This window comes from Amycolatopsis sp. NPDC024027, assembly GCF_040638975.1.
In the GTDB taxonomy this organism is placed as follows: domain Bacteria; phylum Actinomycetota; class Actinomycetes; order Mycobacteriales; family Pseudonocardiaceae; genus Amycolatopsis.
In genome coordinates, this window is the sequence record NZ_JBEZYY010000001.1 from 330,348 (window position 1) to 351,452 (window position 21,105).

General features: G+C 67.3%; 24 protein-coding genes and 1 pseudogene. 18 read left to right on the forward strand and 7 right to left on the reverse strand.

Annotated elements, in window-relative coordinates; translation table 11 throughout:
* The 3 genes from fxsT to AB0F52_RS01535 all read right to left on the reverse strand — a co-directional run.
* A partial coding sequence (fxsT, locus tag AB0F52_RS01525) for an FxSxx-COOH system tetratricopeptide repeat protein (RefSeq protein ID WP_360163410.1) occupies nt 1-2,428 on the reverse strand: 2,428 nt, incomplete at its 3' end.
* A gap of 13 nt (nt 2,429-2,441) precedes the next feature.
* On the reverse strand, nt 2,442-2,828 hold the full coding sequence (locus AB0F52_RS01530; RefSeq protein ID WP_360163412.1) for a hypothetical protein: 387 nt from the start codon (nt 2,826-2,828) through the stop codon (nt 2,442-2,444).
* A gap of 426 nt (nt 2,829-3,254) precedes the next feature.
* A complete protein-coding gene (locus AB0F52_RS01535; RefSeq protein WP_360163414.1) occupies nt 3,255-4,976 on the reverse strand; it encodes a pentapeptide repeat-containing protein in 1,722 nt (573 codons plus the stop codon).
* Between the two features lie 1,090 nt (nt 4,977-6,066).
* On the opposite strand from AB0F52_RS01535, the gene AB0F52_RS01540 reads away from it, so the two are divergent.
* A complete protein-coding gene (locus AB0F52_RS01540; RefSeq protein ID WP_360163416.1) occupies nt 6,067-7,158 on the forward strand; it encodes an LPO_1073/Vpar_1526 family protein in 1,092 nt (363 codons plus the stop codon).
* 46 nt (nt 7,159-7,204) lie between these two features.
* Here AB0F52_RS01540 and AB0F52_RS01545 read toward each other — a convergent pair whose 3' ends face one another.
* The 4 genes from AB0F52_RS01545 to AB0F52_RS01560 form a co-directional block, all read right to left on the reverse strand.
* The gene (locus AB0F52_RS01545; protein ID WP_360163418.1) at nt 7,205-7,768 is read right to left on the reverse strand and encodes a hypothetical protein; all 564 of its coding nucleotides are present in this window, start codon (nt 7,766-7,768) and stop codon (nt 7,205-7,207) included.
* Between the two features lie 408 nt (nt 7,769-8,176).
* Nucleotides 8,177-8,650, reverse strand: coding sequence for an NUDIX hydrolase (locus tag AB0F52_RS01550; protein WP_360163420.1), 474 nt, complete (start codon nt 8,648-8,650; stop codon nt 8,177-8,179).
* 5 nt (nt 8,651-8,655) lie between these two features.
* Entirely contained in the window at nt 8,656-9,885 is a 1,230-nt protein-coding gene (locus AB0F52_RS01555; protein ID WP_360163422.1) for a helix-turn-helix domain-containing protein, read from the reverse strand.
* Nucleotides 9,886-10,091: 206 nt separating this feature from the next.
* On the reverse strand, nt 10,092-10,442 hold the full coding sequence (locus AB0F52_RS01560) for a winged helix-turn-helix domain-containing protein (protein ID WP_360163424.1): 351 nt from the start codon (nt 10,440-10,442) through the stop codon (nt 10,092-10,094).
* A gap of 180 nt (nt 10,443-10,622) precedes the next feature.
* Between AB0F52_RS01560 and AB0F52_RS01565 the strand changes: the two genes are divergently transcribed.
* From AB0F52_RS01565 to AB0F52_RS01645, 17 genes and pseudogenes are all read left to right on the forward strand, one after another.
* Nucleotides 10,623-10,883 carry a helix-turn-helix domain-containing protein gene (locus AB0F52_RS01565; protein ID WP_360163426.1) on the forward strand — a complete coding sequence of 87 codons (261 nt, stop codon included), beginning with the start codon at nt 10,623-10,625 and terminating at the stop codon, nt 10,881-10,883.
* Between the two features lie 2 nt (nt 10,884-10,885).
* Nucleotides 10,886-11,083: a hypothetical protein gene (locus AB0F52_RS01570; protein WP_360163428.1), complete on the forward strand. Its 198-nt coding sequence runs from the start codon at nt 10,886-10,888 to the stop codon at nt 11,081-11,083.
* A complete protein-coding gene (locus AB0F52_RS01575; protein WP_360163430.1) occupies nt 11,080-11,304 on the forward strand; it encodes a hypothetical protein in 225 nt (74 codons plus the stop codon). Before AB0F52_RS01570 ends, AB0F52_RS01575 begins: the two co-directional genes overlap by 4 nt.
* Nucleotides 11,305-11,428: 124 nt before the next feature.
* Nucleotides 11,429-12,130, forward strand: coding sequence for a hypothetical protein (locus AB0F52_RS01580; protein ID WP_360163432.1), 702 nt, complete (start codon nt 11,429-11,431; stop codon nt 12,128-12,130).
* A 50-nt stretch (nt 12,131-12,180) separates the two neighbouring features.
* On the forward strand, nt 12,181-12,603 hold the full coding sequence (locus AB0F52_RS01585) for a hypothetical protein (RefSeq protein WP_360163434.1): 423 nt from the start codon (nt 12,181-12,183) through the stop codon (nt 12,601-12,603).
* Nucleotides 12,600-13,118 (forward strand): NUDIX domain-containing protein, encoded by a 519-nt coding sequence (locus AB0F52_RS01590; protein WP_360163436.1) that lies wholly within the window; start codon nt 12,600-12,602, stop codon nt 13,116-13,118. Before AB0F52_RS01585 ends, AB0F52_RS01590 begins: the two co-directional genes overlap by 4 nt.
* Nucleotides 13,115-13,507, forward strand: coding sequence for an SsgA family sporulation/cell division regulator (locus AB0F52_RS01595; RefSeq protein WP_360163438.1), 393 nt, complete (start codon nt 13,115-13,117; stop codon nt 13,505-13,507). Before AB0F52_RS01590 ends, AB0F52_RS01595 begins: the two co-directional genes overlap by 4 nt.
* Before the next feature lie 38 nt (nt 13,508-13,545).
* Nucleotides 13,546-13,752, forward strand: coding sequence for a hypothetical protein (locus AB0F52_RS01600; RefSeq protein WP_360163440.1), 207 nt, complete (start codon nt 13,546-13,548; stop codon nt 13,750-13,752).
* Nucleotides 13,753-13,765: 13 nt separating this feature from the next.
* Entirely contained in the window at nt 13,766-14,128 is a 363-nt protein-coding gene (locus AB0F52_RS01605) for a hypothetical protein (protein WP_360163442.1), read from the forward strand.
* Nucleotides 14,129-14,321: 193 nt separating this feature from the next.
* Nucleotides 14,322-14,690 (forward strand): annotated as a pseudogene (locus AB0F52_RS01610) (M23 family peptidase); the annotation flags it as partial.
* 305 nt (nt 14,691-14,995) lie between these two features.
* Nucleotides 14,996-15,184 carry a hypothetical protein gene (locus AB0F52_RS01615; protein WP_360163444.1) on the forward strand — a complete coding sequence of 63 codons (189 nt, stop codon included), beginning with the start codon at nt 14,996-14,998 and terminating at the stop codon, nt 15,182-15,184.
* Nucleotides 15,185-15,259: 75 nt separating this feature from the next.
* A complete protein-coding gene (locus AB0F52_RS01620; protein ID WP_360163446.1) occupies nt 15,260-15,448 on the forward strand; it encodes a hypothetical protein in 189 nt (62 codons plus the stop codon).
* Between the two features lie 97 nt (nt 15,449-15,545).
* Nucleotides 15,546-15,734, forward strand: a complete 189-nt coding sequence (locus AB0F52_RS01625; RefSeq protein WP_360163448.1) for a hypothetical protein — start codon at nt 15,546-15,548, stop codon at nt 15,732-15,734.
* Nucleotides 15,735-15,759: 25 nt separating this feature from the next.
* On the forward strand, nt 15,760-15,963 hold the full coding sequence (locus tag AB0F52_RS01630) for a hypothetical protein (RefSeq protein ID WP_360163450.1): 204 nt from the start codon (nt 15,760-15,762) through the stop codon (nt 15,961-15,963).
* A gap of 184 nt (nt 15,964-16,147) precedes the next feature.
* The gene (locus tag AB0F52_RS01635) at nt 16,148-16,855 is read left to right on the forward strand and encodes a hypothetical protein (protein WP_360163452.1); all 708 of its coding nucleotides are present in this window, start codon (nt 16,148-16,150) and stop codon (nt 16,853-16,855) included.
* 135 nt (nt 16,856-16,990) lie between these two features.
* Nucleotides 16,991-18,199, forward strand: a complete 1,209-nt coding sequence (locus AB0F52_RS01640; protein ID WP_360163454.1) for a hypothetical protein — start codon at nt 16,991-16,993, stop codon at nt 18,197-18,199.
* Nucleotides 18,200-18,339: 140 nt separating this feature from the next.
* Nucleotides 18,340-20,730: an FtsK/SpoIIIE domain-containing protein gene (locus AB0F52_RS01645; RefSeq protein ID WP_360163456.1), complete on the forward strand. Its 2,391-nt coding sequence runs from the start codon at nt 18,340-18,342 to the stop codon at nt 20,728-20,730.
* Nucleotides 20,731-21,105 lie beyond the last annotated feature (375 nt).

Sequence of the window (21,105 nt, forward strand, 5' to 3'; positions counted from 1 at the left end):
TCGGGTGGTTGTCGCCGAGGACGCGTTTGCTGAGGGCAAGGGTGTCCTCGTCCAGTTCGCGGGCTCGCTGGTATTCACCCAGCGCCCAGAGGTCGGCGGCGAGGTTGTGGGCGCTGATGAGGGTGTTCGGGTGGTTGTCGCCGAGGACGCGTTTGCTGAGGGCAAGGGTGTCCTCGTCCAGTTCGCGGGCTCGCTGGTATTCACCCAGCGCCCGAAGGTCGCGGGCGAGGTTGTGGGCGCTGCCGAGGGTGTCCGGGTGGTTGTCGCCGAGGACGCGTTTGCGGCGGGCGAGGGTGTCCTCGTTCAGTTCGCGGGCTCGCTGGTATTCACCCAGCGCCACGAGGTCGAGGGCGAGGTTGCTGGCAGAGGTCAGGATGTTGGGGTGATTGTCGCCGAGGACGCGTTTACCGAGGGCGAGGATGTACTCGTCCAAATCACGGGCTTGCTGGTGTTCGCCCAGCGCTCTGAAAGTGTCGGCGAGGTTGTTGGCGCTGGAGAGGGTGTTGGGATGGTCCTCGCCGAGGAGACCTTCATAAAGGGTGTATGCGCGCTTGAACAGCGGCAATGCGGTGTGTGGGTCCCCACGGGTCTGGAGATAGGTCGCGGCGCGGTCGAGCAGGTCCGCGACTTCTGCTGAAACCGGTTGCCACGCGCGCTCGGGATCGCACACGGCGAGCAGGTGCGGCAGGAGTGCTCGCCAGCTCGGCCAGCTCGGCGGGTTCTTCCAGGGGTCCTCGGGTAGGCCAGCCGCCAGGAGCCGGACTGCTGTGACGGGCCAGGTGGTGTCCGGGTCGTCGTCTGTGGTGGTGTCGTGGCGGGTGCGTGCTCGCAGCAGTGCGGCGGGGACGCGGTGCAGCTGGATGGTGGTGGTGGTGACTTCAGCCAGTCCACGGCTGCGCAGGGCGGTGATGAGGTCGGCAAAGGCCAGCGGGTCCTGCGCGATTGCTCTGGCTTCGCCGGTCTGGTGGGTGAGCAGGGTGAGCGGTACTGGTTCGGGAGCGAGCCAGGCTAGGAGGGTGAGGGTGCGGAGGGCGGTGGGGTGGTCATGGGCGAGCTGATCGAATGAGACCGTCCATGCCGTGGTGAGTGAGAGGGGGTAGCCGTTGTTGGGTGCGTGTCGTGCCAGCAGTTCGTCGGTGCGCTGGGTGAGCAGGTCGAGGTAGGTATTGGCGGTCCAGCCCGTAGCAGCCAGCAGCCCGGCGGCCTGAGCAACAGCCAGTGGCAGATCGCCAAGGGCGTCGGCGATGCGGCCGGCGTCGGCCTCTGCGAGCTGACGGCGACGCGATCGCAGCAGATGCACCGATTCGGTGCGGGTGAACTCTCGCACCGGCAGCGGGGCGCCGACGTCGGCCCAGTGGGGGTTGCGGGAGGTGATGATTACGTGGCCGTCGCCGCCGGGCAGCAGCGGCCGCAGCGCGGTGTGGTCCTCGGCGTTGTCGAACACCAGCAGCCACCGGCCGCGGGCCTGCAGGATGCCGAGTAGTCGAGCCAACGCGATCGCTGGTGGGTCTTGGTCGGTGGCCAGGTCCAGGGCTTGGGCGAGGGCGGCCAGGCGGTCGGCGATGAGGGCCGGGTCTTCCGAGGGGACCCACCAGGCCACGTCGTAATTCTCGGCGTAGCGGTGGGCGTATTCGATCGCGGTGGTGGTTTTGCCGACCCCGCCCATCCCGTGCACCGCCTGCACCACCGCCGGCCGACCGGAACACAACGCCGTGCGCAGCCCGGTCAGCAGGTCCTCGCGGCCGGTGAAGTCGACCGTGCGGGCGGGGATGTTCCAGATCCGGCCCGCGGGCATCGACTGCTGCTCGGGGCGGACGAGATCGGTCAATGCCTGCAGCAGCTTGGTTTCCAGCTGGTCGGGCGTGGACACCGTGGTCACGGTGACGCCGCTGTCGTGGAGCCGTTGCCGGAACGCTTCCTGCCGGGCCCCGTAGCGCAGGTCCCGGAACAAGGCCGGCGGCCCTTCGGTGTCCTCGGCCAGCAGAAACACCAGCCGCGGCAGGCCGGCGTCGGTGGCGGTCTGGAACTCCTGCTCGGTGTAGGAGACCTCCGGGCGGTCCCGAACCGGCGATCCATAGCAGAAGCCCGCGATGAGCACATACACGTCGGCTTCGGCCAGCTTCTCGCGGTCGACCTGCTCAGGCGTGACATCCCGGGCGGTGAAGTAGGCCATGTCCGCCACTGCGTCACCGGCCCGCGCTACCGCCGCTTCCGCCGCCGCCACGAACGACCGCGGCTGCGGCAGCTCCCGCAGCTCGCTGGTGTGGCTGAGAAACACCCGCCGAGCCGACGGCTTCTTCGCCTGCACCGGCCAGAGCGAACCCCACGCGGGCCGCTCGTGCACGTGCAGGACATTACCGTCACCGACCTGCACCGCACGACTGCCGGAAATATGGACCTGCTGCTCGGCCGGGTTGTCGGGCGTCATCGTCGCGTCCTAGTCAGAACTTCAGCGTCATCGTGTTGCCGTCACCGACCTGCACGCCCTTCGAGTCCCGCACCCGCACGTTGTACTTGCCCGCCGTCGTCCCGGGCGGATCCACGGCGGCCAAGACCGCCTGCGCGGCCGCGACCAGCTCAGCGTCTTCGCCTGCACCAGCAGCGCTCAGCGCCGCAGCCAGGCCGTTGCGGTGCTCGTCAGGGGCCGCCGCATACGCCTCGAGCAACGACACTTGCTCGCCCGCGTCGTTGCGGCTCAGGAGCTGGCGCACACCGCTCTGCACGCTGGCGTACGCGTCCTTCACCGCGGCACTCGCCGAGTCCTTCACCCCCGCCACCGCGCCGGCCGCCAACGCCGACACGACCAACTCCACAGCCTCAACCGCCACCTCACGCACCTCTCTCACAACAGCTGGCGCCGCACTCATCCGACACCCTGAAACAGTCTCTACCACTCGCGCCGGCGTTACTGCGATCGACGAATAGGGGCCGGGCTGGATCGACCTTCCTCGGCGGGTGAAGCGGGTTCGAACCAGCGATGGCCGGGACCGGATCGAGAGATCGGGGTGACTCGCTCTCCTGGAACCGCGTTCGGCCTCCGGAGGGCAGGAGGCTGCTCAGTATTAGCCTGCCCACTGACCTGCGAAAACACGGCTAGGTGGCCGCCAAGTCTTCATCGTTTGGGAACGCATTGGGCACAACGTAGCGACTGCGCCCCCTCAAGGGTGGCGATAGCCGGGCAGGTTCGTGCCACGCTGGACGAGCTCGATGGGGGCTACACCCGCCGATCGGGGCTGACTTCCGACCGGTGGCGTTCAGCCGAGTCCGTTCTCATCATCGTCTTCAGGTGGGACAACGTGCGACTGCATCTGATCTGGAACTTCACGCTTGAACTGGGCACCGGACATATTGATGCCGCCGTTGAACGTCGCCCCATCGAACCAGGCGTCGTCGGCGAAGGTTGTCTCCTTGAACCGGGCGGCTCCGGCGAAGCTCGTCTCGTTGAACCAGGCGTCTCCGTCGAAGCTCGCCTCGTCGAACCAGGCGTCTCCGGCGAAGCTCGCCTCGTCGAACCAGGCGTTCCCGGCGAAGGTCGCCTTGTTGAACGATGCGTACCCGGTGAAACGGACCTCACTGAACCCGGCTTTTCCGGCGAAGGTCACTCGATCGAACCGGGCGTACCCGGCGAAGTTCGCCTCGTTGAACCGGGCGTCTCGGATGAACTTCGCTCCGTCGAACCCGGCGGATCCGGTGAAGTTCGCCCCGTTGAACCGGGCCTCTTCGGCGAAGGTCACTTGATCGAACTGGGCGTACCCGGCGAAGCTCGCTCCGTTGAACCGGGCTTCGGCGAAGCTCGCCTTAGCGAACCTGACGTTCCCCACGAAGCTCGCCTCCTCGAAATCGGCGTCCACGGCGAACCACGCCCCGTTGAACCGGGCGTCTTCGGCGAAGTGCGCCTGGTCGAAGACGGCGTACCCGGCGAAGCTCGCCTCGTCGAACCTGGCGTATCCGGCGAAGGTCGCGCTGTTAAACAGAGCGTTCTCCGCGAAGCTGGCCCCACCCAATCTGGCGTACCCGGCGAAGGTTGCTTCGTCGAACATGGCGTACCCGGCGAAGCTCGCTCGATCGAACCCGGCGATCTTGGCGAAGTTCGCCTTTTCGAACCCGACGTTCCCCACGAAGCTCGCCTCGTTGAACCAGGCGTCTTCGGCGAAGCTCGCCTCGTTGAACCCGGCGATCTTGGCGAAGTTCGCCTTTTCGAACCCGGCCTTCCCCACGAAGCTCGCCTCGTTGAACCAGGCGTCTTCGGCGAAGCTCGCCCCGTTGAACCAGGCGTCCTTGGCAAAACTCGCTCGGTTGAAGTTGCCCGTCCGGAGCTGAGCGTCGTTGAGGTCGAGATCGACCAGGGCGGCTCCGGTGAGGTCTAAGTCGATGTCCGCCCAGAACATGTCTGCTGGATGGTCGGGGTCGTCACCTGGCTTGAGATGGGTGGTGAGAACGCGCTGGGCGGTCAGGCGGACCTCTTGTTCCTGCAGGGCGCCGTCCTCAAGCTCGGCGGCTGCCGGGAGCTCGCGACAGCCGCCGTGTGCGGAACTGACGGCGCGACGGTCGTGCAGTGGCGAGGGGGCGAGCGGGCGGCGTATACCTGGCCGGCGGCGGGGGCGGGGTTCGCCGGGAACGTGGAAAGGGGTCCGCAGGTACGCGCACAACACGTTCACGACGGTTTGCCGCTGGTCCGGGTTATCCTGGGCCACACGTTCCAGTGCGTAAAGCCCGCCGTGCCGGACCGCAGCCTTGTCCGAGCCGAGTTGCTCGACAGCCTTCACGTACAGCTCGTTCAGGCGGCGTTGGGTAGCGTCGTGCTCAGTGGACCACTGCCGCCGTCCGGTGAGCACCAGGGCGACCACTCCGCCTGTGCCGGCCCCGACGGTCAGCCCGGTCTTGATCAGTTCGATCTGGTTCTTCGGATCACCTCCGTCAACGAACAGCAGCAGTGCTGTCACAGCACTGGCCGCGATCACCGCGACCGGTACCACGATTACGACGATTGCCCACCACCACGTTCCCCCGCGCCGGCGCCACCATCGCGCTAGCCCCGCCGCCTTGCGGCTCTTTGGCTTCATGCCGCTCAAGTCGTGCCAGGTGGCTTCGGTGCTACATCACCCGGAGGCGGCCAGTCTGTCGAAGATTCGTTCTTCCACCAATCAGTCAGGACGCGGGATGAACAGCGCTTATGCCATACCGACACCCGGCTCTCGACCTGCGCCAATGCCAAACCGACCACAATGGCGGCAGCTCTGTGACCCCTTGACCCCCAGGCACTTGACAGGCACGAAACACCTGGTCAGAGGTGCTGGCTGCCTGACTGTAGCAGTCCACTGACGTCCGTCAATGTCCGTCGAAGTCTGGCACCGTCGTCAGGCAGTTGGTCAGGCAACGAGACGCGTCATTCCGGCGCGTCCTCACTGGGGCATTGGGCTAACTCGCCGCCCAGGGACTGCGTTTAGCCTCCGGGGGCTGGACACGGTGGTGCCTCGGTATGTGCTCTGACCTGCGTATTGGCTAGGCCAAGTACCGACGAGTGGACGCGTTGGTCACACATTGGGCAGAGTCTCGTACGCAACCTGCAGGTTCCGGGGTGGAGGTAGTGCGGCATGAGTCTAGCTTGAAGGACAGTTGCCAAAGGGGTGTCCGGTTTCCTGGAGGGCTCCCCTTGCGGTACTCGGCGGCAAGGGACTTATTGTTGAGGAGTACGACGCCGTGCACATGGGCAGCGGCGGACCAGGCCGTTGGATCGCGACGGCCCTAGGCGAGCGCTGCATCTACCTGTTGGAAAGTGACGGTACTCTGCAGTGAAACGGTGGATCTTGCCCGTATCTACAGCCTTTGTCGGCTCTGCGCTCGCGGTGTCGATCAACTTTGCGACACAGTGGACTCATAATATTCCACTGTGGGCTGCTGTGGGCGCTTTGACTATCTTGAGTGCTCTTCTTTCGGGAAAGAAAGGCCGAACTGCTAGTGGTGGGTCGACGCAAACAATCACTAGTGGTGCCAATTCTGTCAACATTCAAGCGATTCGAGATGTGAACGTAGGAATTCCGCATAGAATTCGAGAGATAAAAATCGATGAAAAACCGAATTGACTCGGGTGATGACTCGCAGAATTTCCTGGCGGGTAGGGATATTCATGTAGGTGTTACGCCGACGGACGCGATTGCGATTAGCAAGGAGGTGGTAGAACAGGCTCTTGGGGTGTACTCGCATGAAGTTCGCGAAGAGGTTGAGGCGCGATTCCGTGATTTCCGTGAAGAAGTGGTTCAGCGGATCTGTCAATCTTCCCCAGCGTCTCTGGTCGCGTTTCGTGATGTGGATATTCAGGCGGCGTTTTTCGAGGCCAGCACGGCATATGTGCGGACTGGCAGAGATGATGTGAAGCGAAGCCTCGTGGATCTAGTGGCAGCTCGATGTAATGCGAAGTCAGGCGGATTGCAAGCGGTGGTCCTCAATGAAGCAATTAGTACGGTGAGGAAGCTGACAAGGGAGGGTATTGCTGCCTTGACGGTCGCCTTTGTTGCACAAAGGGTCCAATTTGCGGACGTGGTCGATTTGGCCGATCTGAATGCGCGGTGCAAGAGGGCTCTATTTCCATTGTTTGATACGGACCTCCCTCGATGGCAGCCTGGGGCGCAGGCGGAACTGAATCACCTAATGGCTGTGGGTTGTGCGACTTTGCTTGCAGAAGAGCAAACGCTCCAGTGCATCCTCGTTAAGTCATATCCGGGGTTGTTTCAAGAAGGTCACTTTCGACGCGCGATTAGTTCTGATTTGCTTACTGTGAGCGACAGGATGGTTCGCGATTACCAATCCATACCGCTATTTGTGCCATGTGCTCAGGATGAAAATAAATTACGCGTTAACGCATTGAATCGTGCTAACGCTGAGACTTTGATTAGAACCTATGCGCGTCCGGATGAAGAACGTGAACTCGTCGAGGAATATCTTTTCCTTTTGGAGAATGGTGTTCTGAATCTAGACCAAGTTCGCGATCGTCTTACCGAGTTGGATCATGAATGGGAAACGTTAATGTTCATATGGGAAGATCACCCTTGGCTATCTCGATTGGAGCCGACGAGTGTCGGGTTAGCTATCGCGCATGCGAACTGGGCTCGACTGCTGGGGTATGAGACGGTGCCGCTTGATGATTGGCTACCACGGTAGTATCCAAGACGCTTCGCCTAGTGGTCGATCGCGCGGGCGATTGGAGCTACGCCTCGTTGGGCGCCATTGTTTCCTTCTGGGGGCCAACTATTACGCCGGAGAAAGCGGCGGACAATAGAGTGGTGAAGCCCATGTAGAGGTGTGTGAACGACGCCATGGCCTCAAGGGCGGTGAAATCTCTGAGGGGACCAATAACGGGATCAGCAACGAAGGTGGCGTGTTGCTCTCGTGCCTCCCCCCAGTGGAGCCAGTCTCCGTAGAGGTAGAGAGAGATCAACTGTTGGGGGTTGAGGTCGTGATGTTGGGGCAAGAAGTGATCGCGACCTCCTTGAAGCTTGATTCCGGCTTGTATTTTAAGAGGTGTGGTTTTCAACGAGTTTTCGATGGTGCGCCATCTTTTAAGGATCGCTGCGCGCTGCTCCGTTGCGGAGTCGCTGGCTTGAGCGTTGACTTTGCCGACAATGTTGCGAACTGAAACAAAGCTTCCTGTCTCACTCGGGACATATAGTTGTCGAAAAAGAGCGGCAAATCCGATTACACTGTCTCTTGCGGGGAAATCTTCTAACTCAACGCGTGTTCCTGCGCTGCCAACCCCTGGTTGGACGCTCACTCTCGCTTTAGAGTTGATAACTGTCGATCCGGCCAAATCGCGACAAGTTCGCATGAAGCGACTAACGGAAGTTGTATCGACTGCAGTGAGTGCGTTACTGCCTAGGGGTGGGAATTTTGCGGGATTGTCAATAGTGTGGACGAATGTTAGGAGTTTCCACCAGTACTCGAAGCAACTCTTATCCCGACCATGCTCGGAGAGCGGTGCTGGGAACGGCAGGTTTCGCTGTAGGGCGGGAGCCTCATAGCTTGCGCCGGTTATAGTGATTGTGTTGTTTTCAGTGTGCCGGCGAGTCATCGGCGCGGCTCCTTTTACTCGCTGTTGACTGGCGGTTACTGTCGAGTGGCGGCAGCGTGTTGGGTCGGCCCACGCCCGCTAAAGCTGCGAGCCCCAGCAGGTTGCTGGGGCTCAGTCCTGTCCAAGAGTCGGCTCCCCGTGCTCAAGGTAAAGAGTGGTGCCAGCTACCTGAGCCTGGTACGCGCGATTCAGCCGGCGGGCGAGGCGAGGGATCAGGTACTCGTCCAGCTTGTCGACCGGCACCCACTCCCAGCGGTCGAGTTCGACGCCGTCCAGGACGATGGCGTCCTCGTCACTGCCGAGATCCCCACACCCGAAGACGTACAGGATCTTGTCGCCCTCCGAGTCGTTGGGCGCCCAGTCGTGCACCAGCAGCCGCCGGGCTGACCGAGATAGACCAATCTCCTCCCGCAGCTCCCGCGAGCAGGCCTCCGCAGGAGACTCGCCCTGGTCGACGTAGCCGCCGGGGATGTCCCAGCGGTTCCCGTACGTCTTCCGGACCAGCAGAACGCGGTCATCGTTTACGAACAACGCCCCGGCAGCGATCCGGGGCGTTGCGAACTTGTCCGTGGGGTCATCCGTCACGTGGGTCAGCCTACGACGTGCATCCGCTTGGCGAGCTGGTGGAGCTCGAAGCCCGGCTTCCCGTGGGTGTTGCGGACCCACGTGATGACCAGTTGTCTGCTCAGGTAGTGGTGCCTGACCTGGTCGGGTGCCATCCGCTCAGCGTTCAGCACCGTAGCGACCGCGGCATCGTGGCGTCCGGAGACGTGGAACGCGCGGGCAACGTCCAGCATGTGGCGCACTCGCCGCTCGACCGGCAGGGCCGCTGTGTCCAGTTCCGGGCCGATATCGAGCGCGACCTGCACGTCTCCCAGTTCCATGGCGGTGTTCACGCGGTGGATTGCCACGTTCGTGGGCCCAAATGCCGTCCAGAGGTGATTGCCGTCGACGCCAAGACGCTGGGCAGCCTCGTCAGCCTCAGCCAGGTAGCCGCGCGTGGTTGCCCTGTCCTCAGCGCGTGCAGCCGCCATTGACCCGGCCAGGAGCAGTGTTCCGTAGGACGAAATCACGTCGCCGTCGCCGTCGTCCAGGTGCGGTTGCAGGTATGCCGCGGCCGCCTCTGTCAGCGACATTGCCGGTTCGTGGCGACCCGTCGACAAGAGCGCGAAAGCCACCGACCGGAATAGCGATCCGGTGATCGCGTAGTTCTCCGATTGCTGCGCAGCCGCCAGGCCGCGCTCAGCCGCCATCCACGCGAGATCAGCCTCGCCGATCTTCGTCAGCACCGACGCAGCAGCCTGGTAGCTCAATGCCAGCAACTCGTGAGCCCGCAGGCGGTCGTCTCCGTCGTACTGGCGCGCGGCGAGCAGTGCGTCGGCGAGCAGAAGCGGCGCCCTGCCGGCGGCGTACCCGAAGCGCGATCCCTGGTAGGCGTCGAACACCGAGCGCAGCTCGCGGGCGAGTTCCTCGAGCGCCGGCGGTTCTGCATCCGACGCCGGGGCGCTCAAGATCGGCGTGAGCTGGCGGTAATCCATGAGCGCGGCCCGGAGCGCTGGCACCGTCGCCGTGCCGCTGTCTGGGGTCCAGTCGAGCAAGGTCGGCTCACCGATGAGGTCCCCGAGGGCGACGTCCAGCGCGTCCGCGAGGCTGCGGATGACGGACAAACGGTCCAGCTCGATCCGATTGTTCTCCGCCTTGCCCAGCCAGTCGCTGGTGCGGCCGACCAGCCCGGCAAGCGCCTCTTGCGACATGCCGCGACGACGCCGGTACCACGCGACGCGCTCTCCGATGGTCAGGTTCTCGCTGATTCCTCGCATGTCCTCACCCTCTCGCGCAGCCGCGCCAGCAACCCGGAAAGTTCTTCCGGGTTGGCCCCGGAAGGTTTTTCCGGGTTCATGCACCCGACCGGGCCGAAGCTACTTCCATGAGACGCCAGCGACAACAGTGCACCGGAACCGACCATGCGGCATCGTCAGCAAACCTGGTTCGTGGCAACCCATGCGACAACTCGCCGGATCGCCCGTCAGTGCGCAAGCCCCAGCTTGCGCTCGACCGCGAGAAGTCGCCTCTCAAGGTCCGCGATGTCCACGCTGTTCGGCGCATCGCCAGGGGAGGTCTCAGCCGCTGGCACCGCAGCGCCGGACGCACGTACGAAGGTGCCTTGTCCCTGGCGCGTGACGATCAGCTGTTCGTCCTGCAAGAGCGTGTAGGCGCGTTTCACAGTCCCCACCGACACGCCGAAGTCCTCAGCGATCGCCTGGTGCGGCGGAAGCTTGTCGCCCTGCCGGTAGGTCTCCGCACGGAGCGCCTCCCGAAGGCGGCTGGCCACCTGCAGGTATGGCGCTCGGGAGTCGGCTGGATCGAGTTTGTCCATGTCAGACAGGGTACGCGACTTAGTCAACTACTCCGTCTAGGTGATAACAGCCAAGATAACTTGGCGATGTTGTCTATGTTGCCTAACGTCGTTGGTGTCGCCCAGAGCGCACACAACGCAAGCGGCCCCGGCGGTGCTGCAACACCAGCCGGGACCTACATCGAAACCTTGGGAGCAACGATGCGGGTTGAGGATAACGCCGTCTTCCGCGTGAAGGCCGTCGCCGAGCTGCTGGACGTCTCGCGGTCGACTGTCTACCGGGCGATCGAGTCCGGTGAGCTGGATGTCTTGAAGATCGGCATCGGCAAGGGCGCGATCCGGATACCGGGCTACTGCGTGAACACCTGGATTAACACCTGCTCGGAGCGCGGCTACGCGGACTTCGTCACGGACGGCCAGTCCCCGGAAGCGGCGGACGACGAGCCGGCGGAGGTGGCCTGAACATGGAGCTGGACAGCCTGATGGGCACGACCCGCCCGAAGAATCGTCGCTGGATCGAAGCGGCCGCGGATGACCTGGACTTCGACTACCTCGCCGACACGACCGGTCCGGCCGGCGGCCTGCAGGCGGAGGACACCGGCGGCGGTGTGGTCGACCCCGAATTGGAGCTGAGCGAGAGGGCAAGCGGGTGGGCGGCATGACCGCGGACCGACTGTTCGTACCGGCTGCGTTCTGCGAGCTGCTGGCGACGATGCCGCCGGTGTCGGCCATGCCGGAGGACCGGGCGCACTGGCTGGACGTCGCCTACCGCACGATGCGCGCGGAGTTCTCCGGCCCGCACGGGCTGGAAGCGATGCGCCTTGCTCGGGTGTTCCGGGCCGCGCTCGCCGACGTCACCGTCGAACTCAACCCGGCCGCTTGACCACCGCAGTTCTTCCTTCTCTGCGCAGTTTCCGCGCCTGATCCACAAATCTTCGGCATTCGTTCCGGGGCAGAGCTATGCCCGCTCCCGGTCGCGGATCGCCTGGTCGAAAGGGATTCCGCTCATGTCTTGCACTCACGCTCAGGTGATCGCGGCCCGGCTGTCGGGCCTGGCCGACACGCTGACCCGCAACGCCGCGGTGCTGAGCGGGGCGGGGCTGCCGGAGGTCGTGACGGCTGTTCGCGCCGCGGTGTACACCGACGTGGCCGCCCAGCTTCGTCTGTGGATCGAGACGGACCCGCAGACGGCGGGCAACCCGCTGATCGTGGCGCTGGTGGCCGACGACACGGCCGGGGTCGCGGCGGGTGTGGCGCGGGAGTTCGAGGCGCTGGCCGGGCTGCTGGCGGCCAACGCCCGGCTACTGGTCCGCCGCACCGGCGACGTGGTGATGCGCCGCCGGGCGGTTGTCTACCGGGACGTGGCCGCTCAGCTGCGGCTCTTGGCCGCCGATGAGCGCCAGGCCGCGGTGGCGATGGCGCCGCAGGCCAGCCGGCCGCCGCTGTCGAACACCGCGCCGCTGAGCCCGATCGTTCTCGCGGCCGCTGTCCGGGCTCCGCGGGTGCGTCCGGAGTTCCTGGAGCCGCTGATCGCGGCGATCGCGGCCCGGCGCGGGCGGGGCTGGTCGGTGTCTCGTCTGTCGCTGTGGCTGCGCGCCGCGCTGCGGGACCCGCAGACCGATCACATGCACCCGTGTGCCGACCGCTCGTTCGTCAGCTACGTCACTCGTCTGCTCGCCGGGCCCGCGCACGGCCTCGCCGCCGCCTGACCCGATCTGCCGTTTCGAACCTGCTCGCTTGCTGTCCTAAGGAGTTCTCGATGTCTGCTGCGCTCACGACGCTGAGCGGGGTGGCCAAGCTGGCCACGGTCGCCCGGATGTTCGTCCGGGACACCCCCGCTCCCGAACCCTGCTTCCTCACCCTGGACACGCGGGAAAACCAGATCGACCTTCAGCCCAGCGTGCCCCACTGCCGGGACCCGGTGGTGGTGCTCGGGGCGCTGCTGATCTGGACCCACCGGCTGACCGGCCTCACCGGCAGCTGGCGTCACACCAGTGACGAGCACCTGCACATCATCCTGGCTGGCCGCGGTCCCGCAGGGGTCCGGATCCGGGTCTACAGCTCGATTCGGTTCGAGCAGGCGTGCGGGCACGTGGCGCTGGTGGCGGGGGTGGGGGAGTCGGTCACCCGGACGAGCTGTACCGGCTCGCCCTCGAAATCCGGAAAGGACAGTGACCCGTGAGCCTGCTCGGTTCGTTCGCGGCCAAGATCGCCGCGAAGCTGGATGACCGTCACCCGGTGTTCTACGCTGCCGACGTGGTGCTGTTCGCCCCGGCCGACGGGGTGTGGCATGTGCTGCTGATCGAACGCGGCTGGCCCCCGCACCGCGGCCGGCTCGCCTTCCCCGGCGGGCACGTCGACCCGCACGAGACGTCGGCGGAGGCCGCACGGCGGGAAGCGGCGGAGGAAACCGGCCTGGACCTGACCGACGTCGCGCTGGACCGCATCGGGATCTACGACGGGCCTGGCCGCGATGCCCGCGGCCGGTACGTGTCGGTGGCCTACGGCGCCGTGCTGGAGCACATGCCGCCGGTGGTTGCGGGGGATGACGCCCGGCTGGCCGCGTGGCTGCCGCTGCGGGTGGCGGCGCGGATCGCCGCCGGGGCCGGGTTCGCCTTCGACCACGCGGTGATGCTGCACGACGCGGTGGCCCGCTTCGGCATGAACCCGGGGCCCGGTATGGGCGGTGGGCGATGACGCCGACGACGGTGACCCACCCGGCCATCGGCGTGCTGCTGGGGCCGAACGTGAAACTTGCGCTGGAGCTGGTCTACGACTCCGCCGACCCGTGGGCCGTGAGGCTCCTGGTCGCCGGCCGTGAGTGGCTGTTCGCCAGGGGCCTGCTCGCTTCGGGTTGCAACGAGCCGGCCGGGGACGGCGACGTCCAGGTCCGCCCGGACACCGGCGGTGACCTCAGCCGCGTGGTGGTCGCGCTGTCCTCGCCGACGGGGGCAGCGGAGGTGGCCGTTCCGCGCGGGGACGTCGAAAGCTTCCTGGACACCGCCGAAGCGCTGGTGCCCGCCGGTCACGAGTACCTCGACTGGGCGATCGAGTGGGGCCGCCTCGCCGGGCCCGCCGCCGCCTGAACTTCCGTCTCATCCACTGTCCGGAAAGGACGTTTGTCGTGAGCGTGTTCGAGATCGCGAAGGAGCACGGATCGTGGCGGCTGGCCGGGTTCGCCCTGGCGGTGCTGCTGTTCTGCGCGCTGTCGCTGCTGCGGTGGCCGCTGCTGCAGGCCGCGCGGCTGCTGCTGGCCTTGCAGTCCGGGCTGGACGCCCGGATCACCGCAAGCTTCGCCGGAGCGGCTCCGGCGTCTCCGCAGACCGGGTGAAGGGAGAAACACGATGGCAGGCAAGACGTTGCGTCGCCGCGACCGCGGCGAGGTGATGCAGACCGGTGGCGGCCCGGTCGTCGACCGGGCGATCGCCCGGGTCGGGTGGTGGCTGCCGGAAACGGTGGTCGCCGCCGCGCTGGCCGGGCTGGTCCTGTGGGCCGGGATCAGCTGGCTGGTCTGGCCGATCGCCGCGGGGCTGCTGGTGCGGATCGGGTGGGAGTGGCCGGTCACCCGCCGGTCCGCCCGGCTCATCACAGCCTTGGCGGCGGCGATCACCAGCTGGTGGCGCCGCCGCCAGCGCCGGCGCGAGCGCACGGGATCGGCCGACGTGACGGTGCGGGCCGGACGCGAGCGGGACGAGGTCGCCTCGTGACCGCCCGCGCCCGCCGCACCGCAGTTCACCCGAGACGCAGGGGAGGAGGCGAATACCCATGACGCTGCTGGGCAAGGTCGTCGGCGCCGCCGCGCTGTTCGTGGTGGCCGCGGTCGCCGTCGGCTACACCCGAGACGGCACGCTCGACCCGACCGTCGGCATTGCCGCGATAGGCACCACAACAACCGGTGTCGCCGGCTACGACCCAGACCAAGTCGCGAACGCCGGCACGATCGTCGCAGTCGGCAAGAAGATGAATGTCCCCAACCGAGGCTGGGTGATCGCCATCGCAACCGCGATGCAGGAATCCGGGCTACGCAACCTCGACTACGGCGACCGCGACAGCCTCGGGCTCTTCCAGCAACGCCCCTCTCAAGGCTGGGGCACCCCAACGCAGATCAGGAACCCCACCTACACCGCCACCCAGTTTTACCGACACCTGCTCGCAGTGCCCGGGTGGCAGACGATGAGCCTGACCGACGCCGCACAAACCGTCCAACGCTCCGGCTTCCCCGCGGCCTACGCCAAACACGAGCACGCCGCACAGATCCTGGTCGCCGCTGTGCAGTGACCTCACCCGCGGCTCGGGGGCCCCACGCCGCCATCCGATGGACGGCGCTCGCGGGAACCCCCGATTTGGGAATGGTGTCCCTGAAATGTGACAGCCACCCTGGTGGAGGCAGACGCACGGCCCCACCGTCCACCCCGACACCGTAACCCTGCTCTCGCGCCCGGCTTCTCCGGCCGCACTCCGCTGCACCACCGCTTCACCCGCACCACCCGGTGTGGGTGGCTCGTGCTGCCCGCATACCGGGGTTCCACCAGCTCCGCCTTCCTGTTTCACACCAACCACCTCTGGAGAAAACCATGGTCAAGTTCATCGCGTTCCTGATCGCCGCCGTCGCCGCCTGGCTCGCCTTCGGTGCGGCAAGCCTGCACGAGAAGAACCCCGGCCACTACGGCCTGATCCTGCCGGTCGTGCTCGGGGCGGTTGCGGTGATTTCGCTGCTGTACGTCTTCTCCGGCGGCAAGGCCAAGGCCAAGTCTCGCCGCTGACCCCCGGAAGCCGCGCTCACCTGCGCTGCCGCTCGTTCGCCTCAACCACGCTCGACACACCCCTTGGGAGAAACCATGCGGATCGCCGCGTACATCGTGTTCGCCGTCTCGGCCTGGCTGACCTACGGCGCCAACAGCCTGCACTACAAGGACCCGACCCACTACGGCATGGGCCTGGTGTGGGTCCTGTTCACCATCGCCGCCGTCAGCGGCGTCTTCGCCGTGCTCGGCACGGGCCAGGACAAGGCCACCACCACCCGCTGACCCGCACCACTCAGCCCCGGGTTCCGGGCGGCGCCCACCGACGGCCCGCCCGGAACCCGGTACCACCGTCCACTTCCGGCACCCCGGAGGGTTGCAAATGGATCGCCCGCCCCGCGCCTACCCGCTCCCGCCACCGGAGAACGATCCGCGGTTCACCATCGGCCTGGTGCTGGACGTTGCCGACGTCCTCGCCCGCCATGGCTATCCGCCGTTGTCCGGCGGCGGGGACGACCACGTCCAGCTGCAGCAGGCCCTGTTCCGGTTCATCTACACCTCGCCCACCTGAACCACACTGAAAGGACTGATGCCGCTTGCGGATCATCATCGGCTTGATCGTGTTCGTCGCCGTGTGGACGCTGTACCTGATCGGCTACCGCGTCACCGCGCCACCGGCCCCGTCGCCGCTGGCGCCAACCACGAGCACGTGCCCGCCGCCGGCCACCCCCACCCCGACCACCACGGCGGCCCCGTCCGGCGGCGGGGCGGCCGTGGTGGCCCGCCCGATGCGCGGGTGACCGTGCCCGGCGGTCACCGCGACCATGACCCTCACCGCCGTGCCCGCGGACCAGTGAGGCCCGGCCCAGACCTGCTCGGTTGGTGGCCACCTACGTAGCGACCGACCACTGTGGACACTCCCACGCCTGCGCTTCGGGTTCGGGGGTGTCCGTTCCTGACCCTCCGACCGGGAAGGCCACCACCATGTTCGGTTTCGGCAAGAAGAAGCCCAAGCCCGCCAAGAAGTCCACCACCCGCAAGGCCACGCCCAAGCGCGCAACCACCCGGAAGGCCACCGGCGCGAAGAAGGCCGCCCCGGTGCGGAAGGCGGCGGCGCCGCGGAAGACGCGGGCGATGTGCGTGGTGTGCCGGGAACGCACCCAAACCAACACGACCCTACGGATCTGTGGTCGACGGCGGTGCGCCGCCGAACTGCGGGCCCACTCCCAGGACAACGCGCCCGCAACGAAGCCTGCCGCGCCGCGGCGGGCCCCGGCGGAGCGCCGCTCGGCAGCAACGCGCGCCCGGCCCGCACCCGCCACCGCGCCGACGACAACCGGCAGCAGCAACCCGGCAGGCTGGCTGCGGGACACGCTGGCCGACGCGGCGCGCTCCCAGATCAGGGACTGGAGCCACCACCACCGCCGGTGGCGCGACGAGATCATCCGCAACGCCGCCGCACTCAACCGGGCCGCGGGCCTACTGTCCGAACCCGACCGAGGAGCACTCGCCAGTATCGCCGCCGCCGCGGCGGCGGTCAGCGACTACCAGATCGACAGCGCTGCCAAAGCGGACACGCTGGCCAAGCAACCCAGCAGCACCGCCGCCCGCCTCCTGGCCCTCGGTGATCGCCTGACCGCGCTCACCACGAAGTACGAGCGCGCCGGCGTCATCCGCGTGACCCGCTCGTAGCGACGCTGCCTCGAACCTGCTCGGTTGCGGCCCCTGCACCGCGGCTTTCCCTGCCGCCCCGATGACTGACCACTGTGGACACCCCGCGCCCGGATGATGGTTGCGGGGTGTCCCTCTTACCGGAAGAGGTTGACCATGAGTTGGCAGGAGGAACGTCGCGCGAACCTGGCGGCGAAGGCCGAACAGGCGCGGCTGGATCAGGCCGCGGCCACCGGCGACGACATCGCGCGGATGAAGGCCGCGAGCGACGTGGCCCGCGCCGACCGCGAGCTGGCCGCCGAACTCGCCCGCCAGGCGAAGGAGGCCGTCGCCGCCCAGCGCGCGCGGCGCCGCCAGACCCGCGCTCGGCGTTGGGTGACGATCGCGGCGTTCGCTCGGGGCCACGTGGTGGACGGGCTGATCTACAGCATTGCGGTGGTGTCGTTCGTGATGGCCGCGTCCGCGATGGCCGGCTACGGCGCCGACGTGTACGCCTCCGGCGTGGGCAGGCTGCTGCCGCTGATCACCGAGCTGGGCATGTGGGCCTTCGCTGTCGCGGTCCAGATCGTGCGCCGCAAGGACCGGACGCGGTCGGTGTGGGGTCTGAAGGTCGGGGTGTGGGTGTTCGGGGCGCTGGCGTTCGTCGCCAACGCCGTGCACGGCCTGGGCCGCGGCTGGGACGCGATGGTGATCATGGGTGTGGTGTCGGTGGCCGGGGTCATCGCCCACCAGCTGGCGATCGCCGACCCGCCCCGCTCCCGCGCGCAGCGGGCGGCGGACAAGCTCGCCGCCGCCCAGGTGGCCAAGACGAACGCGGCGGCGCGCGCGGCACTGAAAATGGCCACCGCGCAGATCGACGCAGACGGCAACGCCCGCCTCACCTTCGCCCCCGGCACGTACCAGGTGAAGCGGGGCCGGCTGATCGCGGTGACGCCGGACCCGGACGTTCCCGGGCTCCCGGACGCCGTGGACGCGGCGATCGCGACCCTGCTCGATTCGAGCGGCCCGACCACCGGTCCGGACCGGCACGGCGACGGCGAGCCCGACACCCAGCGCGGGGGCGGGGTCGCCACCGCCGACAAGCCCGCTGGCCCCGGCGACGACACCACCCCGGCGAGCGCGGACCGGTCCGCGCAGAGCCCGGCGCCGCGCACCAGCGGCCGGGCCGGTCGGTCCCGCCCGGCGGGGCGCCCGACCGGGGACGCGCACCTGGCGATGCTGCGCAAGCGGCTGGACGACGCCGTCGCCGCGGGCGAGCTGGACCCGGCCACGGCCACCCCGTACCGGATCGCGAAGACGATCCGGTGCGGCAAGCCCGCCGCGAAGCGGCTGCGCGCCGAACTCGACAACCCCACCCAGCGCTGACCGCCCCGATCCGGCATCTCGCCGGTCTGGTCCGGCCCGGCCCGCACACCCGCACCCGGGGTGTCCGGGCCGGGGCCGGTCCGCACCGGAACCCGCCGCACCAACCCGGCCGCGGAACCGAAGAAAGGACCACCACAACCATGACGCACGACACCACCACACCCCCCGGGACCGGGGACAACACCACGCCCGACCCGAACACCACCGGCCCGGACCACCCGGCCGACACCGGTCCCCGGACCGGTCCGGAGACCGGTTCCGACGGCGGTCCCGACGGGTCCGGCACGGTGGTCCCGTTCCGCCGCCCGGACTCCGGAACCGACTCGCAGACGATCGAGGGAGAGGTGATCGAACCCGGCACGGACGTCACCGTCGGGGTGGTTCGGCAGACCTGGGGGACCCGGGTCGTGCGGAGCACGGGCCGGGTGCTGGCCGGGCCGTCGGATGCGACCCGGGCCTGGCTGGCGGAGGCCACCGTGGAGGCCGCGCACACCGCCGGGCACCGGATCGGAACCGGCACGCGGACCGGGCTGCGGACGGCCGGGCGCGGGTGGCGCTTCACCCGCCGGCACGCCTCGATCATCGGCAAGGGCATGGAGGCCGCCCGGCAGCGCCGCCGCGCGGACCGGGACAACACCGACCTCAAGGCCGCCCGTGCCGAAGCCCGCGCGTCCGGTGACCACTCCGCAGTGGAGGCCCTGACCCGGCAGTACAACGAGGGCCGGCACGTCACCGTGGACACGATGCGCAAGTGGGCCGAACTGGTCTGGGGCGTCGCCTGGCGGACCGGCGCCGCGCTCGGGGTGCTGTTCGTCGTGTCGGTGGTGGTCGGCCTGGTCAACGGGCTGGGCCGCTGGCTGGGCGAGTTCAACGCCACCGACGTGCTCGCCGTGTGGCGCGGGGCGCTGGCGTTCGTGTGGGCGGTCGGGGTGTTGGTGGTGACCTGGTGGTGGGCCATCCCCGCCGCCGCGGCGCTGGTGAAGCTGTCGCGCTGGTGGCGTGACGGCAATCGGCTCGGGGAGCAGGTTCTGCCGGTCCACCTGCGGAAAGAGGCCACCCGCAACCTGCGCGTGGAGCTGTCGGAGTCCGCGGTGGTGGCCGCGCTGGCCAACATCAACAACGGCAAGTTGAACGCGTCCATTAAGGACGGATGGCCGCACCGCGACACCGACAACGCGTGGGTGCAGCCGCCGATGATCGACGGAAAGGGCTGGTCAACGAAGATCCGGCTGCCCCAGGGCGCGCCGGTGAAGGCGATCGACAAGGCCAAGGAGATGCTGTCCCACAACCTGGGGTGCCGGCCGATGGAGCTGTTCATCCGCGCCGACGAAGACGACCCGACGGTGCTGGACCTGTTCCGGCTCAACCCCGGCGCGTTGCGGGACCCGGTCGATGCGTATCCGCTGCTCAGCGAGGGTGCCACCGACTACTGGAGCGGGTTCCCGGTCGGGGTGAACCTGCGCGGCGAGCCGGTCGTCGCGGATATGCCTGAGCGCAACTTCGTGATGGCCGGGGCGCCTGGCTCGGGCAAGTCCACCCTGATGATCACCCTCGCGACCGGGGCGGTCCTGGACCCGCTGGTGGACGTGGACGTGTTCGTCTTCGCTGAGAACAACGACTACGAGGCCCTCAGGCCGTGCCTGAAGACCTATTCGCCGGGCGCGGGGGAGGACAACGTCAACGCCGCCCTGGACCACCTCCAGGCGCTGTACGACGACCTGACCGAACGGGGCCGGCTGCTGCAGAAGCACAACGTCAGCAGCGTGTTGGAGGCCGGGCGGGAGATCGTGGCGAAGGAGCCGGGGTTGCGGCCGCGGATCGTGGTGCTGGAGGAGTGCCAGCGGCTGTTCCGCCAGGACAAGGCTGAGGACCGCAAGCGGATCGTGAACCTGGTGATCAACCTGTTCATGGCGAGCCGAAAATACGCCGTCCACCTGGCGTTTCTCACCCCCAGCCCGTCGGATCAGAGCTTGCCGCGGGACCTGGTGGCGATGTCGACCAACCGGGCGTGCGGGGCGGTCAACGGCAACAAGGCCCGCAACAACGCGGTGCTGGGCGAGAAGGCGCACGAGGAAGGGATTTCGGCGCTGGACCTGCGGCCCAAGACGAAATCCGCGCTGAACGACTGCGGGACGCTGGTCACGGTCGGGTTCATGGATGAGCCCGGCGCGCTGCGCAGCTACTTCCTGACCGAGCCCCAGAAGGCCGCCATCGTCGCTCGGGCGCTGGAGGCCCGCGGCGGTGCCGCCCGCACGGCGGAGATCGTCGTGGCCCGCGACCCGCTGGCCGACATCCTGGCCGTGCTCACCGAGATGACCCCGCGTGAGGGCGACGCCCACCCGCGCGCGACGGCGGTCGCCGCCGCCCTGGGAGCTCGGTGGAATCACTACAGTAAGTGGTCAAGCAAGCAGGTGACCGATCTGCTCGCGGAACACGGCTACAAGGTCCCGACTACTGATCGTAAGTTCCCGGTCGACCCGGCCCGCGTGGCTGACATCCTCTCGGCCCGGGACTCCGTCGGAATCGAATGATGCCCACCGGTCCCGCCCGCACACCCCGAAACCGGGGTCCGGGCGGGGCCCGGCGAGGCCCCTTCATCCCTTCATTCCGCTCATTCAAGTTCATTTTCGCTGATCAAGCCGCTGACCAGCCGCTTCATTCGCCGAATGAAGATCTTCATTCGCTTCTGCAAAACTCATTCGCGGGTTCATTCCCCGACTCATTCGTCACCCGGATCCCTGGCACCCTGGCCCGACTCGCCTCATTGCCACTGAGAGTAGTCGCTGTGCCGGTTGGCCGCGTCTGCGGCCCGATGTCTCACCCGGGCTCCTGTCAGTCACTCACCGTGAAAAGGATGGCCCCGATTATGACGACTTCGCACGCTCTGCGCCTGCCCTCGCCCGGCC